Here is a 15,977-nt window from a genome sequence, read left to right on the forward strand (position 1 = left end):
TGGGGCAAATACTGCAAATATCTAGAGGGTAACAAACCCTAAGGTTCAACAGGTGTTAATTGTACGCATCGGGCTTGTGCTTAGCTTTAGAGATAAGCCTTTGGCATGAAGGGTGATTAAAATTGATACTAAGATCCTAATGCATTATGGATTCGTCTGGATCAGTGCTGTTGATGCTTATGATATTGATGAGAGTGCGATGAGGCTATTTGAAAGTGACTTTACCGCCTATCATTTTAAATGCTGGCGCGCCTCTTATTAAGGTATCACGGGCAAATATCTGGCCGCACTCTGGGCAAGTGCAGGGAACTTTAGTGCTATCTTCAACGATTCGTTCTTTGAAGCATTTGACTAAGGCACCTTTACCTCCCTTACGATATTTAAACAGTTGGGTTTTACATTTAGCGCAGAAGATATCAACGGTACGTGAAGGGCCTTTTTTATTCGGTTTTGCCATCTTTAGGTTACTTCAAAGTCGGTATTCGACCCATTGTAATGAAAACCGTAGGATTAGGCTAAAGTTGACTCCATGAAAAATGGTAAAACCGCTTAAATCGCATATGGGGTAACGCTTTTGGTGGTCGTAATGTAAATAGATCTATGATTGAAAATGAATAACGCTGCGGTTTCAATAGCGATTGGTTTGAAAGTGACTATATAAAGGGAGTACCGAAGTTTACCTCGTATATTCGCTGTGGAGTAGGAACTAAAATTCGCGGGTAAACCATAAAGTAGAAGCAACAATATATTAAGATTCGCAGCTGATTTTTTGATAAGCATCGTTGTTAACTCAAATGCTTATTAAGCAAAAATGACGCAGCCAACTCAATTGATGTCTAAATTGAGTTGCCTACGGCAACACTAAATGCTCTTAATTACACCATCATTATCACTCAGCATCGACTCAATAATTATCGCTGATTGATAAGGTTTAATATTATGCCTTAAACTGGTTAGTGAGTTGTTTTAAGTCCCGTGATGTCGACTCTAAATCTTCAGAGTTTTGATTCATTTCACTGAGCAGCGTAAGGTTGTCCTGACCAGATGAGACAATACGATTGATATTGTGGGTTAAGTCTTCTGCCACGGTACTTTGTTGCTCTACTGCTGTTGCGATATGAGTCGCCATATCGGTAATTTGTTCAGTGGACGTTAAGATTCTATTAATGGCTGTTCCCGAACTTTGGGCATTAACAACTGAAGCCTCACTTTTACTCTGACTATCAAGCATGACTTTAACGGCTGACTTAGCACCGGATTGCAGCTTGTTGATGCCAGTTTGAATTTCAGCTGTACTTTGTTGGGTACGGCTAGCAAGGGCGCGTACTTCATCGGCCACAACCGCAAAGCCACGGCCTTGTTCCCCAGCTCTCGCAGCTTCAATCGCGGCGTTTAATGCCAGTAAATTTGTTTGTTCTGCAATACTGCGGATAACATCTAAGATAGATACTATGTCTGTTACGTCCTTATCTAGCGAGTTGACCACAGCGGCGGCTTCCGTCAATTGGTTAGATAAATCATTAATAGAGTCAATAGAATGATTAATAATGTCAGATACTTGTTTAGCATCCATGTTGGCTTGAAGTGCAGAGTCGGCTGATAGTTGCACGCTGGTAGCGATTTCTTTGGCTGAGGCCGACATTTGTGTGATTGCTGCTGCGACTTGATCTGTTTCTAATTGCTGGTCGTGTACATGACCACGACTGCTTTCTGCACCAGTGTGTACATTTCTCGCGGCTCGAAATACATCATCAACCGAGACTTGAATTGACTGCACGAGTATTTGAATTTTATCTACAAATAGATTAAATGAACTGGATACCTTGCCAATTTCATCTTCACGACTGACATTGAGCCTGCGGGTTAAATTGCCTTCGCCACTGGCGATATCTTCTAAGGCATTAGCGACATGGGTGAGTGGCCGAGTGATCAACTTACTAAAAAGAATAGACAGTGCGGTGACGAGAAAAATATCCAGCAATAGACCTTTTAAAATTATTTTAAAGGCGAGTTCTGCGAGCTCGTCTTTAATACTGGTATCGTCGATGTATAACTTGACTGAACCTATCTCAGTAGCGGTCTCATCTTCCACATATTGCAATTTTATGGTTCTAAAATTAGCACTCATTTCCCCCTTGGATTGGGCTATCTGATCACCTTTATCGTTATGATAAGTTAAAAAAGCAACATCATCGGACTGCTGTTCTGAATCAAGTATCCGAGTCATTTGAGACTCGTCGTAATTCCAAACCGCGCTAGGAAGGCTTAACTGTAATCTTGAGGCGACTAAATCTAGTTGCACATCTTGTTTGTGTCGTAATTTTTCACTTTGAGCAAAATAGTCATACACCCCAAAGATCACTACTAAAAAGGTGACTGCGACTAAGGCTGCCATGATTAACTTAAAAGAAATTGATTTGAATAGCGTCATAAAATTACTCATTTTAACTTGAGTTCAATAACGCATCGTAATCTAGTTTATTACGATACTTTAAAATTATAGGTATCGATAACAGCGTCCGAATAAAGTCGGATCACATCGACACTTAATGTGCAGTACTGCTTCATTGTTACTTTAAATGTTCTGTCATGAGTGCATTAATATCAATTTTACTTAAACCTTGGTCATAGATATCTTGCCATTTCTTTCCCTCAGCATCATTGCGAAATGCAATATAAAGGTCTTTATTCATCAATAGCTTAGCATTCATCTGAACCTGATCTTTATCCTTAGCAAGTTTGCTGCTGTGGGTGAGCATGTAATTGAGAACGTTAGCGTCAATTACAGCTGCATCGATGCGACCACCGAGGACTTTTTGTACGTTAATTTCATCTGATGTGACCACTTGAGGTTTGATCTCTTTACTGGCGATAAGTGCATCAAGTTCTTCTGTATTGACGTAATCTTGAACTACGCCCAGTTTATACTTGGAAAGGTCGCTTACCTTAGCCCAGCTGATCGGTGACGATTTCTTTTCAACTAAACCTAGTGGACCTTGTCCCATGGGGGCAGAAAAAGTAAATTCGCTTGATTCATATAGGTATTCTGGAAAATACCCCACATATTGAGAGCCTGACTCTGAGGCTAATTTCACCGCACGGCTCCAAGGAAAAAAATCGACCACAAGCTCATGGCCCATGGCTGTAAATGCAGCTTGGGCAACAACCACACTGGCACCTTGATTTTCTAAGGTTTTTCCTGAATACGGCGCCCAATCTAATGAGGTAAGGTGCACGGTTTCAGCGTTTGCTGTACTGCCACCGATAGCGAATAATAATCCTAATATGGCATAGTTAAACTTCATAAAATCTCCTAGAAATGAAAGATGTAAATCAGAGTCAATAACACGTTAGTACCTTGAGAGGTATCAAGCGTTTTTCTTGCTTACCTAAGGTAAAACCTCAATTTTTTTATTGTTAAATAAACTTATTATTTAGCAATAGTCTTGTTGTTATCATGTTTCCAATATCATCCATGAGCATTTAAATAAGTCGATTTACCTAACTTGTATGCCTGTGATTATTCATATGTTACGACACTTTATGGCATACAACGTCTGACCGAGACAATGACTCCTTTAGTATAGACTTAAATTTTAAAACAAGAGCAAGCAATCGAATTTAAACCATAAACCTCATTAATTGATGTTTATCGACTTTTGATTTTGAGTTAATTAAGTCGTTAATGTGATGTGGTTCAGCGTGATATGGGCTTTAAGTCTTTGTGGGAATGGGGCTGATATAAACGATTTCTTTTTATTTACAAATGTAGCACTGCGGCACAAGTTTTAGCTCAAGGGGATGAGTTCTTTGTTGTGCGTTATCGGATGCTGATCAACGACAACCTGATGTTAACATTGCAACAGCTCCCTAGTATGGATGAGAATTTTGAGTATCGATTTAAGTCATGGGATGTTATAAGTTGCATTCAGTGACAATCTAACAAACGACAATAGAACCGTTTCATTTTCGTTAGTTGGCGCGATATTTAGATTCATGCGGTTAAAAAATAGGTTAACGATAAAATGATAAAAGTTGGTGTAATAGGCTACGGATATTCTGCGAAAACATTTCACATTCCATTGATTGAATCTTCAGCATCTTTTGAATTAGTTGCAATCAGTAGTTCTCAAACAGAATTACTTAGGATGAAATATTCTGCTATTTCACTTTATGATAATGCACCAGCGTTAATCGCGGGTGCCGACCTAGATTTAATCATTATTACCGCGCCCAATAATGTTCATTTTTCATTGGCAAAATTATGTTTAGAAAAAGGCATTAATGTTGTTATCGAAAAACCTATGGTGACCACAAGTTTACAAGCTATAGAGTTAATTCAGCTTGCTAACGATAGCGGTTTATTATTGTCTGTTTTTCATAATCGGCGTTGGGACGGCGATTTTTTAACTGCTAAAAGCCTTTTGCAACAGAATCGATTTGGTTGTGTACGATTCTTTGAATCTCATTTTGATCGTTTTCGCCCCACCGTTCGGCCAAGATGGCGAGAACAACCAGGCGAGGGGACAGGTATTTGGTTTGATCTTGGTGCTCATATCGTTGATCAAGCTATCTGTCTTTTTGGTTTGCCAGAAGCTCTGACAGCAAGATGCTTACCGTTAAGAGAAGGATCGCAAACGACGGATTACTTTCATGTGATACTCCATTACGAAAATCTTGAAGTCGTGCTGCACGCGAGTTCATTTTCAGCAGCTCCCAATATGCGTTTTCGTATTGAGGGTACACAGGGAACATATGTTAAATACGGTTTAGATCCTCAGGAAGAGCAATTAAAAACCGGTATTACTCCAAATGGTCCATTGTATGGTGTGGAAAAGGCAGCCAACTATGGCCGTTTTTACGGTGAAATTTCGGGCGATACTAGTGGCCAAATTAGGGAAACCACAGTCGAAACAGTCAATGGTTGTTATCAGCAATATTATGCAGAAATAGCACAAGCTATCACTTTAGGTGGTCCTAATCCTGTTGAACCAAATGATGTCGTCGAGGTGTTACGGATACTTGAGTTAGCGGAATTAAGCAGTATGAGCGGTAAAACAATGCTCATGCCTAAAGTTAATCGTTAATCTTTTGGATTCACTTGTGTCTATGATGAGCGTAATAGCTTGCTCTACCTCAAACCGAGGTTAACATCGATTTGGCCATCACAGTGTCAATGATCATCCACATTAGAAAAGGTGATCTTTGGTCATTGTTGATTGCTGTACTGCATTTTACATTGCTGCTGATACCACAGCATTAAGCCACCATAGCAACGATAATCACTGTTATGGTGACAAGTGTTTTTTGTCAGCCGTCAGCCTTTTTCTCATCATTCATTAACCAGGTTAGGCTCATTTAGCTGTGAATGGGGAGAAAGACGCTTACGGTTAATCCGCCTTGTTTTGCATGGCTAAAGTTGAGTTCGCCTTGATAGCTATCGACGATATCTTTACAGATGGACAGACCCAAGCCGTGGCCTTGGATACTCTCATCTAGCCTGACTCCACGATTAATAATCATAGATAATGCCGTATCTGAGACTCCCTCACCATCATCGCTTACCTCAATGAGATAGCCAGCTTTAGGGATACTTTGCTGCTTGATCTGTATTTCAATATTTTTACTGGCATGTTTGCAGGCGTTATCAAGCAAATTACCCAGCAGTTCGAGTAAATCGTCGCGATCAAAGGGCATGACTAAACCGTTATCATAGTGGCTTAGAATGATCTGCTGGGGGTAGATGCGCAACATCACTTGGATAAGTGGCGCGAGATCATCATCTAGAACGGTAAAGCGACCTGGCATAGAGAGGCCAACAATTTTAGTGCGCTTAAGCTCCCGCTCTATAATGTGGTGCAGGTTTGATAATACCTTGCTGCCTTGCGCTCTTTGTTCCGGTGGCAGACTTTCTAGATAGGACTGCAACCCTTGCAGAGGGCGTTTCATTTCATGAGCTAAGTTACCAAGGGCATTGCGGGATCGTTGTACTCGCTGCCCCAACTGATTAACTAAGCGATCTATCTCTTCAATCAGCGGAACTATCTCACTCGGCATGTTGCCTGGATTAATTTCTTGCCCTTGGGTACGCATCTGCCTTATGGCTTCAGGCATCTGTTCTAAGGGTTTAAATCCGCGTTTGAGTAGCTGATTTTGTGCAAGTAATAGAATGATAATAGTGAGTAATACCGCCGCGCTGGCAAAGGCTAAAAAGTGTACTTGAGTTTGTTCAAGTGCGCTGATGTCTTCCGTTATCCAAAGGATAACTAATTGATCGTTCTTGATAATCGCTTGACTAAATATTAACCAATGTTCTTTGCCCACAAATTGGCTGGCTTGTTGTTGCTGACCTGCTTTTAGGGCGGGAATACTTATTTCATGGTCGAATAAGGAACGCGATCGCAGAGTTTGCGTGCCAATCTGAATGGCAAAGTAATGTCCTGAATTTACCCTATGGTAGACATTGGGTAAACGGTCTGAGGTGAGCGACCAAGTGGTATCAGGATGTTGTTCAAGTGCGGAGATCAGACTGTCGGCATCATGTTGCAGGCGTGAGGCGACAAAGTCTTGAGTTAATATTTGGATACCCTGATACAGGAAATACAGTAATAACACCATAGTAAAGGTAAGAGTGATCAGTAAGTTACGGGTAAGATATCCTTTGAGTGAATACACGCTTATTGCTCCTTAAGCCGATACCCTTGGCCACGACGAGTTTCAATATAATCTTTGCCTAAACGTTGACGTAAGCGATTAACATATACCTCAATAACATTACTGTCTTTGATGTGTTCCTCTTCATATATGCGCTCACTTAGCTCTGTTTTAGAGACTATTTTGCTTGGATTGACCATCAAATAATGCAGCAGGCGATATTCAATTTTAGTTAGCTCTATCACTTCACCATCGCAATTAGTCACGGCTTGTTTGTCGACATCAAGAGAGACGCCTGCATGTTGTAATACATTATCGGCACGACCAAAATGACGGCGAATTAATACTTCGAGCCTTGCGAGTAATTCTTCGACATGAAAAGGTTTGCCTAGGTAGTCATCTGCTCCCGCTTTGAGACCATCAACACGCTCGTGCCAGGCATCACGCGCGGTGAGGATAAGTACTGGCATGGCTAAACCTTGTCGTCGCCATTGACTGAGAACCTCTAAACCTGGCTTGCCGGGTAAGCCGAGATCGAGGATCACGGCTTCGAAGTTTTCCTCCTCTCCAAGAAAAGCCCCATCGATACCATTATCTGCATGTTCGACTGCATATCCCGCCTTGTTAAGGGCGGGAATGAGCCGAGCGACTAGATCGGTATCATCTTCAATAAATAGCAAACGCATTAGTCGACCTTTTCTTTTAACCACTCGCCGGTTTTGGCGTCAATCTTGATCTCATACACTATGCCATCATCGCGTAAAATTTCGAGTTCGTAGATGATACGTCCATGTTTTTGCTCAACCTCTAGGTCGAGCAATCGGCCATTTAATCTTGATTCATAGCGTTGCATTATGCTGTCAAATGATAACACTTTGCCTTCTTTTACCCACTCTACGACTTTGCTTGAAAGATCATCATCGTGAGCATCACAGCTTGAGCTGCTAATCATCCCAACGGCCAAAACCAGGAATATTAACGGTATCTTCATTGAATACGCCCTTCTCTGCGAGGTTGTGGCAATTACTGCATTGACTGAATGAGCCGACTTTAGGGTTATCTTGTACCATGCGTTTAGGGATCTTATCGTGTTTACGAATAAAAAATGCCTGCTCGGTGATTTTTTGCGGCCCCATGCCTGCTATTAATGGCTTACTGTTTTTTAGCACTTTACCATTTTTAGCTGCATGTAGAAGCAGATACTCCTCAATTCTAGCCGTTGCTTGAGGGTCTAGGCTGGCGTTATCACCAAAATGATCCTCAAGATTAGCTGTGATGGCGCGCCATTTTTCTGCAGGTAATAAATTGGCAGGGTAGGCCATGTGGCAACTGCCACATTCGGCGCTATATTCCACATTTTGTGGAATTCCCCGCCCTCGGTTATGGTCATCGTCGGCATATCCTGTGCCTGTTAGAGTCAGGCTGATACCGATAATACCAATGGCTAGTGCGGCTGCCGTAATCGATGAACCTGCAATCCAGCTTATCAGATGCGTTTGCTTTGTCATGATATGTTCCTTTGTTCGCTGTTGTCTTTAATAAAAATAATGATTGTTTATCACTGGTTAATCTTTGTTATTGCTGGCTTAACCAGAGTAAAGCATCGCCTTTTTCTTGTGCGGTACAGTCGCGTTTGAAGGTCCAATTACAGTTACGAGTAAACCATTTTTCTATTTTTGCTGTGTCTGTTAGACGAGCTTGTGTGATAGATGGCGCCATAGGATCAATCATCTTACGGGTATTTTGGTGCATGCCCATTTCGCTGACTTTAGCCGTGTGGCAGCTAGTGCAGCTACGACCATCCATTTCCTTCATCCATAATGTTTGTCCCGCTGCCGCAGAGAATGGCCCTGCGCCTAGGGATTGATAGTTTTGCAGTTGCCTGCCAATGCGCTCGGCACTTAAGGGGAGGCTATCCACTTTACTGTTAGCGGCATTTACACCAAAGCTGGTGAAACTAATGCTTGTGATAGCAAGGCAAGCAAGGGTTAAACTTATATTACTCAGCATTAAGACCGATATCTTAACTAGATTAAGCTTTTGGCTAATGGTGGGTTGAGTCATTGTGTTCATAGGGCATTCCTTTTGGGTTAAAAATGTCAGGTTGACGCTGAAAGCTCACTATATGAGTGCTTTCTATCTCAAAAATAGATTGATTAAATCAGTGTTACTTTTCTAGTGGACGGTGTTTTTTGCCGGTAATCATGGCTCTGATTAAGTTTTCTTTGTGGAGCAAGCTGCTGACTAACACGCCGCCGACATGGATAACCACTAAGAACACGGTAAAGTTGGCAAAAAACTCATGGACTTCTTTTATTGCGCCTTCTGGCCAAGTGGCAAAAAAGCTGGTGGCTAATGGCCCATACCCATCGGTGGCGTATAGGGCCATTCCTGAAAATCCGGTGATGGCGATACTGATTATCAAGGTGATGATCATCAAGGCTCCAGCAGGGTTATGGCCGACATAATCTTTGGCTTTACCAGTGGCAAGTGCCTTGACATAAATTAAGGCGTTTTTAGGCCGAGTGACAAAGTTACTGAAGCGCGCATGATGAGTTCCAATTACACCCCATAACAAGCGAAACACCAGCAGGGTTAAAATGCTGTAACCTGCGTAGCTGTGGATCGTCATCCATTCATCTTCGCCCTCTGTGAGGTACGCTAAGGTAAAAAAGCCAACGAGTGACCAATGGAATACGCGGATCAACACATCCCAGACTTTAATGGTTTGCAGTGTATTTGATGACATAATGTGACTCTCCTAATTGTGGTCTAGGAGTAGGTTACTGAACCCAAACTTAAACCTCGCTTAAATTTTCAGAAGGTCAAATGAGTTGCTTTAAGCTGAAATGATATGAGCCCAGCGGGCTTTATGATTGATTAGCAAAAACGTTGCTGTTGAGCTTTATGGTTTCGAACAACGAAATAGCAAGGATGTGTACACACTTGTTGAGTGGGGATTGTCACTTTGAGGAACATAAATATTGAGCACCCTATTAATAGAGTAAGGCAGAATCATTATTGACTAACACTGCTTGTATTCATGTCGATGGCGATAGATTGTTATCACTGTTTATCGATTTAAAAGATGGTTTCTTCAAAGCAATAGCCTAGTTTTCGGCCAACAAGGTTATTTCAGCAAAGCAGAACTGCTTGCTGTCAATCAAGCAAATGAACCGTTGCAATGGCAATAATGGGAGCCACGCTATAAGATTCTGGCCCCATGGTTTTGTAGAATAGACTTAATGCTTTGTCAGATACTGGTTAAACATTTTTAACGGCAAGGGTTTACTAAATAAATATCCTTGGTAGTTTAAACAACCTTTGTTAGTCAGTAGTTCTTTCTGTTTTTCTGTTTCAACGCCTTCAGCGATCACCTCTAGATTTAAACTATTTGCCATGGCAATAATGGTCCGCACAATTGCCCTGTCATTGGGGTCATTTTCAATATCTTGAATAAATGATTGGTCAATTTTAAGCTGATCCAAGGGTAAGCGTTTCAGGTATTGTAATGACGAATATCCGGTACCAAAATCGTCGATAGAAAATTTGATCCCCCGTGCCTTAAGAGCGGTCATTTTTGTAATTGTATCTTCCATATTTTCCAATAAAATACTTTCTGTAAGCTCTAGCTTAAGTTTCTCTGGGTTAATATTCGCCTGACTCACGATAGTTAATACATTCTCAACAAATGCTGGAATGCCCATTTGTCTTGCACTAATATTCACGGCCAAGGTCAAATGAGCTGATTTCGGTTCTAATGCCCAAGTTGCAAGTTGCTGACAGGCTGTTTCTAAAACCCAATCTCCCAAGGGCAAAATCAAACCTGATTCTTCCGCAATAGCAATAAACTCTAAAGGTGAAACAATACCTCGATCCGCAGTATTCCAACGAATTAGCGCTTCAGCTCCCGTTACAATACCCAATGAGTTAATCTGAGGCTGATAATAAAGTTCAAATTGTTTTCCCTTGCTAATGGCTTCGCGTAATTCGGTTTCAATACGAATACGCGAAATAAGATGGGCTTGCATGTCGGGGTCATAGAAAAATAGCGCACAGCCACCTGATTTTTTAGACTGATACATAGCAATATCAGCTTGCTTAAATACTTCATCAGCATTTTGATGGTCAGCACTTAATAATGTAACACCAATACTAGGGGTTATAAGATATTGATGAGACGCAAGTTGGTAGGTTTCTGACAATGAGTGGAGAATTTTTTTGCCGACAACTTCCGCTTCTGACACCGCGACAATCGCTTGTTCACTGAGCCCTTTAAGCATGACCACGAACTCATCACCACCTAAACGAGACACGGTATCACTCTCTCTTACACAAGCTTTGATGCGACTTGCAACCTGTTGTAATAATAGGTCACCCATATCATGGCCTAATGAAATGAGTCATTGAGCGCCTTGAATTTATCTAAATCAATAAATAAAAGAGCGGCTTGCTTTTTACTATGTACTCTTGCAGCGAGCTCCTGATTTAAACGGTCGAGTAATAAGCGCCTATTCGGAAGCAGGGTCAGTGAGTCAAAAAAAGCCAGATTATTAACTTCATCTTCTGCATACTTTCGTTCAATTGAGACACTGGTTAAGCGAGCCGTTCTCTTAATGAGTTCGATATCATCTGCAGAAGGTGTCGCCACTTCCCGGCAATACATTGCAAAAGTACCTAATGTTAAGCCTGATGAAGAGATAATAGGCTGAGACCAGCATGAAGCTAAGTTTGCCTGTGTTGCCAGTGCTTTATAATTACTCCAAAAAGGATGTGTCTGAATGTCTTCAACAATGACCAGTTCTTTAGTGAACGCCGCAGTACCGCAAGAGCCAACACCTATGCCAATTTCAACCCCTTCAAGTGCTTCATTATAAAAGTCAGGTAAGTGAGGGGCGATCACTTTAACAAATTTTTTACCGCTTTTATCAATCAACAGAATGCTGCAAATAAATTTTTCTTTTAGCCCCTCGATCCCTAAGACGATCGATTCAAGAATATCATCTAAATTTTTATTTTGGGCCAATAACTCTAATGTATGTGTATGGAATTTATCATAAGCTTCAATTTTTTCTCGCTCGTGAATCTCGTGATTGAGTTGAGTATTTTGGTCATTAAGACTCGTTAAATGAGTTAAAATACCTTCTTGCATACTGACGATACTATTTGCCAGCAGCCCTAGTTCATCTTGCTTATAATTTGAGAGTCGAGTCACCTGATTTGTCTCACTAAACCGACGCACAACCGCGACCAAGTTCTTCAAGGGGCGCACAAATATTCTCGCCACTATGAGCGAAATAAGAATACCGAGAAAACTCAATCCCAGAACAACCCGCAGGCCTGTTTCAGTCAAAATGTTCGTTTCAGATAAAGCAAAATCAATCGGCACAGTTAATCCGATAATCACGAAACGATTACCGGTAGATTGACTAAAAGGAATACTGGTAAATCCACCGATACTTTCAATATTATCAAAACCTAGCGTTTGTCGAATCGTGACGGCTTGTACGCCAGAATTAATAATTTGATCAACCGCCTCAAAGGTATCTTGTACTAAAAATTGTCGTCCACGATCAAAACCAAAGGTTTCTAGTCTATTTGGATGAATAAGAAAATCACCTGTCTCATTAGTCAAATACAGTTGATACTCTTCAGACATATCTGACTTCAATATGCTAAACATCAAATTCAAGTCGACATTAATGACAATCACCCCAATGGCTTTGCCTTTATCATCAATAACAGGCGATGCCACCTGCAATGTCGGTTGGCCTAATCCAGCATGAGCCCCCCGTTCATGATTAATAAAAATTTTAGAAAAGAATACTTCGCCTTTATTCAGTTTTAAGGTTTTATAGACATAAGGATAATGTTGTTTTTCTTGTAGATGGGGTTGAGGGATCACAACTAATTGGCCATCATCCCGATCAACCCTAACCATCTCGCGCCCATACTCTTGCGCGCCAATTAATCTAACTTGAAAATATTCAGGGTAAACCGACAATAAACTTTTGAAATTATCTGACAAAGATTCTCGAGCAATCACTGAGGCATTATCATGACCAAATGAATCGTCTACTAACTTAGTATTTGCTAGAACTCTGGTTTGGTTAGCCGCCTCATTAGCCATCGAATAAAAACGTCGGCCGAGAAGTTTTGTGGCATCAATCATTCCTTGCGTCGCTTTATCCGATAAGATATCGCGGGTGGCATTAAAGGTGAAATAGCCTGTAGAAGCACTGGCTAAAATCCCAAACAGGGACAGCAAGATGGTAAGTTTAATCGCAATGCCAAATTTAACAGGCTGATTATTTGATGACACTGCAGCCATTAAAATTCTTCCGGCACTTCGCCAGAGATAATTCTATCCCATAGCAATTTACGTTTATCCATATTTTCGACCCGCTCCAACCAGATGAGTTTATCCGACGCTGTTAACCCTTCCGGTTCTTCAAGCGTATTTGCTAAGCCTTGTCTTTCTGATAGAGCATGACTCACCTTTTGTTCTAATAGGAAGTTAATCCAATTCTCCGCTAACGTTTTATTTTTAGCATCTCGAGTAACAGACCAACAGTCTAACCAAGCTAAAGCGCCTTCCTTGGGGATAACATAGCCAATATTAGCTTGAGTTTCTTTGAGCATTTTGACTTGTTGAGAACCATAATTTGCGAACATTAATGCAATATGGTTTTCGTTAAATAGCAGCGTCGCTTCTTCCGGTTTTTCATAGTAAGTCAAAATATTTCTACGCAAAGCAATAACTTGCTGGGTCACCAGGCCAAACTCTGAATTTGGAATTTGAAAAGGATTTTTTAAACCAAGCGATAACGCAGCAAACGAAAAGTTGTGCTCACTGCCCGCATACATCAATACTCGGCCTTGATAACGTTTATCCCACATTATCGAAAAAGAATCAGGAGGCTGACTAAACTCATTTCGATCATAAATAAGACCCATTTCTGAATAGGTGTAGGGAATGGCATATACTTTGCCGTTTCGGATCAGACCCGGTATTGAAGAAAGGTCGCTAAAACGTGGCAATTGATTTTGACTATTGGGGATATTAGATAATGTTAAGGGGACGCTAATACCCTTATCAATATAACGTTGTAATTGGGCAGTATTGACAGCAAATACATCAAATTTATCCCCAATACCTGCATTTAACCGATTCCACATAGTGTCATCAGATTCAACCAAGGTGACATTAACCTTAACCTGATAACGCTGTTCAAAAATGGTAACTAAATCTGGATCTGCATACCCAGGCCATGCCAATACACTTAATGTATCTTCAGAATAGGCAGCAAGGCTAAAACAAGCAGATGACAGGAATATAATAAAGCAACGCATTTGTTTATACGTATTAGACATCTAACTACCACCTGATGTTAAAGCATTTCAACATTAATAATACAAGGATTTGATGCACTTAGAGAAAGTATTTTTTGCTTAAATAATGCTATTGAATAAAAATTATATTCTATAGACCTAGGATAGTAGAAAAGTGGTAATTAGCAGCACGATAAATAAAAATAACTTACAAGTATTATATCAAGTGTTTAGCAAACGGGTCTTTAGCATGTGAAGCGATGAAAACAATTTTTTCATTCTGCAACTAGATTGTTGATGAGATCGGTAAACCTAATGTTAAGTTAAAGCCAGTCTCTGCCCTGAGATATCAATGTTACTCATCATGGTATTGTGGATTGTGTCGATGAAGATGGAGTCGTTAATTTTATCCTGAGGCCGCTGCTGGCTGTTGTTTTTCGGCCAAAGGTATGACATTGATCTTGCCCAGCCTTAACACCATTGCTCTGAGGTTTTATCTATAGTGCTGGTGATTATTTTATCGTAATGATCTGCACCATGGGACAGAGGCGCAGCACAATATTATGGTGGGGCTAAGCCATGTTGCTGGCGAATAAATCGCCTTGATGATTGAAATCGGCAGAACTAGGATAAAAGATCAAAGACATGGCATTATGTTTGGCATGATTAAGTCAAAGCATGAGCATTGAAGCTTGAGGTATTATTGCCCCTTGGTCGCTTTGATGGTTAATCTTTCTTGATTCGATAAACGGATTTGAATCCCGTCAATAGTGGTAATCTTCTCTGCTTCAATATCTTTTTTACGGACTTTGTAACTTGCTGTCATCGCTTCTATAGGGGATGAAATTGTTACATCAACCACAGTGTTGTCGTCATACAAACTCCAGCCCCAATAACCTGCAGTTGCTAACATCGACATAGCAATCATTGCGTAAATAATTGCCCGACTAAAAAAGGGATATTTTTCTGCTTCAGCCATTGCAGCGCTGTGACTGACTTTATTACCTCGACCGCGACGTAAGTACACAATAGCGCCAATAATGACTAATAGTGTGACTAGAATTTTTGTCAGCACGTTATCTTCCTCTTATCATTAATTCACCGTGATTATACCGTGTTTTGATTGATTTACCGTTATCTAGCACACATCAATTGTGTGACCCATATAAACGCTAACAGTGCTGGTATATCGACACTATGGCATTTATGCATAACCATTGTTGAGTTGATTTTTTTACTGCTTTCTTTTTTGTATATTAGATTGATGAAATTCCCAAACCGTGAGGATATATTATAGGGTAATGGAGGATAGAGTTCATCTCTAATACTACTCATACATATTTTATTATCAAAGAATATTTCAGCGTGTTTAATCATCTAGCGAATAAATTTTTTATAATGAAAATTGATTCTACTCACATGGTTTTTTGAGTAATTTTTACATGATTTAATATAATTACCTGTAAAAAATACAAAGTTAAATGTATTTAGGTATTTAAATTTAATGTGGTTGTAATAAAAAGCTATTTATATCATTCATCTATGATTTTTATAGTTAATATTATCATTGTGGCATGTCATTCGCATCATAACTAATAACAATCGATACTTTATCGTTTTTAAATTGATATTGTATTGATTTACCTATTTTATGTTAGATAGTAATGTTTGGATGTAATCATTTATTATTGCTATTTATTCGTAATAATAGAACTCGAAAGATTATTTAAGGAGATTAAAATGGCTACAACAAAAGAAAAAAATCAAGACTCTCAAGAAAAAGTCAAAGATGCTTATCATTTGGCTGAAGAGGCAACATCAGAAGCCGTTAGTTCTTTAAAAGATCACGCCAAAGAATCACTCAATGAAGGCTCTGCAAAAGTTAAGTCTGCAACCCATCAAGCTGGAAACATGATAAAGGAACATCCTTTACTCAGTGTTGGGTGTGCATTTTTAGCTGGCTGGGCAATTTCGAAAATTACAAAGTAAAA

15 protein-coding genes are annotated in these 15,977 nt (G+C 40.2%); 2 read left to right on the forward strand and 13 right to left on the reverse strand.

From position 1 onward, the window contains the following. Positions 1 to 205: 205 nt before the first annotated feature. From GW828_RS06870 to GW828_RS06880, 3 genes are all read right to left on the reverse strand, one after another. Positions 206 to 457, reverse strand: a complete 252-nt coding sequence (locus GW828_RS06870) for a hypothetical protein (RefSeq protein WP_124015389.1) — start codon at positions 455 to 457, stop codon at positions 206 to 208. Positions 458 to 937: 480 nt separating this feature from the next. After that, entirely contained in the window at positions 938 to 2,431 is a 1,494-nt protein-coding gene (locus GW828_RS06875; protein ID WP_182722591.1) for a methyl-accepting chemotaxis protein, read from the reverse strand. Positions 2,432 to 2,570: 139 nt separating this feature from the next. Further along, on the reverse strand, positions 2,571 to 3,305 hold the full coding sequence (locus tag GW828_RS06880; protein ID WP_124015391.1) for a substrate-binding periplasmic protein: 735 nt from the start codon (positions 3,303 to 3,305) through the stop codon (positions 2,571 to 2,573). A 720-nt stretch (positions 3,306 to 4,025) separates the two neighbouring features. Here GW828_RS06880 and GW828_RS06885 point away from each other — a divergent pair. Further along, the gene (locus GW828_RS06885; protein ID WP_273058253.1) at positions 4,026 to 5,087 is read left to right on the forward strand and encodes an oxidoreductase; all 1,062 of its coding nucleotides are present in this window, start codon (positions 4,026 to 4,028) and stop codon (positions 5,085 to 5,087) included. Positions 5,088 to 5,358: 271 nt separating this feature from the next. Here GW828_RS06885 and GW828_RS06890 read toward each other — a convergent pair whose 3' ends face one another. From GW828_RS06890 to GW828_RS06935, 10 genes are all read right to left on the reverse strand, one after another. Then, positions 5,359 to 6,675 (reverse strand): sensor histidine kinase, encoded by a 1,317-nt coding sequence (locus tag GW828_RS06890; protein ID WP_273058252.1) that lies wholly within the window; start codon positions 6,673 to 6,675, stop codon positions 5,359 to 5,361. 2 nt (positions 6,676 to 6,677) lie between these two features. Then, positions 6,678 to 7,340 (reverse strand): winged helix-turn-helix domain-containing protein, encoded by a 663-nt coding sequence (locus GW828_RS06895; RefSeq protein WP_182742812.1) that lies wholly within the window; start codon positions 7,338 to 7,340, stop codon positions 6,678 to 6,680. Beyond that, the gene (locus tag GW828_RS06900; RefSeq protein ID WP_124015687.1) at positions 7,340 to 7,606 is read right to left on the reverse strand and encodes a PepSY domain-containing protein; all 267 of its coding nucleotides are present in this window, start codon (positions 7,604 to 7,606) and stop codon (positions 7,340 to 7,342) included. Before GW828_RS06900 ends, GW828_RS06895 begins: the two co-directional genes overlap by 1 nt. Next, the gene (locus tag GW828_RS06905; protein ID WP_182722594.1) at positions 7,599 to 8,162 is read right to left on the reverse strand and encodes a diheme cytochrome c; all 564 of its coding nucleotides are present in this window, start codon (positions 8,160 to 8,162) and stop codon (positions 7,599 to 7,601) included. Before GW828_RS06905 ends, GW828_RS06900 begins: the two co-directional genes overlap by 8 nt. A gap of 67 nt (positions 8,163 to 8,229) precedes the next feature. Beyond that, positions 8,230 to 8,727 (reverse strand): DUF1924 domain-containing protein, encoded by a 498-nt coding sequence (locus GW828_RS06910; RefSeq protein WP_273058249.1) that lies wholly within the window; start codon positions 8,725 to 8,727, stop codon positions 8,230 to 8,232. A gap of 94 nt (positions 8,728 to 8,821) precedes the next feature. Then, positions 8,822 to 9,403, reverse strand: a complete 582-nt coding sequence (locus tag GW828_RS06915; protein ID WP_273058248.1) for a cytochrome b/b6 domain-containing protein — start codon at positions 9,401 to 9,403, stop codon at positions 8,822 to 8,824. 493 nt (positions 9,404 to 9,896) lie between these two features. Beyond that, positions 9,897 to 11,036 carry a putative bifunctional diguanylate cyclase/phosphodiesterase gene (locus GW828_RS06920; RefSeq protein WP_273058246.1) on the reverse strand — a complete coding sequence of 380 codons (1,140 nt, stop codon included), beginning with the start codon at positions 11,034 to 11,036 and terminating at the stop codon, positions 9,897 to 9,899. An 8-nt stretch (positions 11,037 to 11,044) separates the two neighbouring features. Further along, complete coding sequence (locus GW828_RS06925) at positions 11,045 to 12,985, reverse strand: GAF domain-containing protein (protein WP_273058244.1); 1,941 nt, start codon at positions 12,983 to 12,985, stop codon at positions 11,045 to 11,047. Beyond that, the gene (locus tag GW828_RS06930; RefSeq protein ID WP_273058242.1) at positions 12,985 to 14,028 is read right to left on the reverse strand and encodes an extracellular solute-binding protein; all 1,044 of its coding nucleotides are present in this window, start codon (positions 14,026 to 14,028) and stop codon (positions 12,985 to 12,987) included. The genes GW828_RS06925 and GW828_RS06930 overlap by 1 nt, the downstream gene beginning before the upstream one ends. 658 nt (positions 14,029 to 14,686) lie before the next feature. Continuing rightward, positions 14,687 to 15,061 (reverse strand): hypothetical protein, encoded by a 375-nt coding sequence (locus GW828_RS06935; protein WP_124015399.1) that lies wholly within the window; start codon positions 15,059 to 15,061, stop codon positions 14,687 to 14,689. A gap of 665 nt (positions 15,062 to 15,726) precedes the next feature. On the opposite strand from GW828_RS06935, the gene GW828_RS06940 reads away from it, so the two are divergent. Beyond that, positions 15,727 to 15,975 carry a hypothetical protein gene (locus tag GW828_RS06940; protein WP_182697610.1) on the forward strand — a complete coding sequence of 83 codons (249 nt, stop codon included), beginning with the start codon at positions 15,727 to 15,729 and terminating at the stop codon, positions 15,973 to 15,975. Positions 15,976 to 15,977: the final 2 nt, after the last annotated feature.

The organism is Shewanella vesiculosa (assembly GCF_009994065.1).
In the GTDB taxonomy this organism is placed as follows: Bacteria; Pseudomonadota; Gammaproteobacteria; order Enterobacterales; family Shewanellaceae; genus Shewanella; species Shewanella vesiculosa.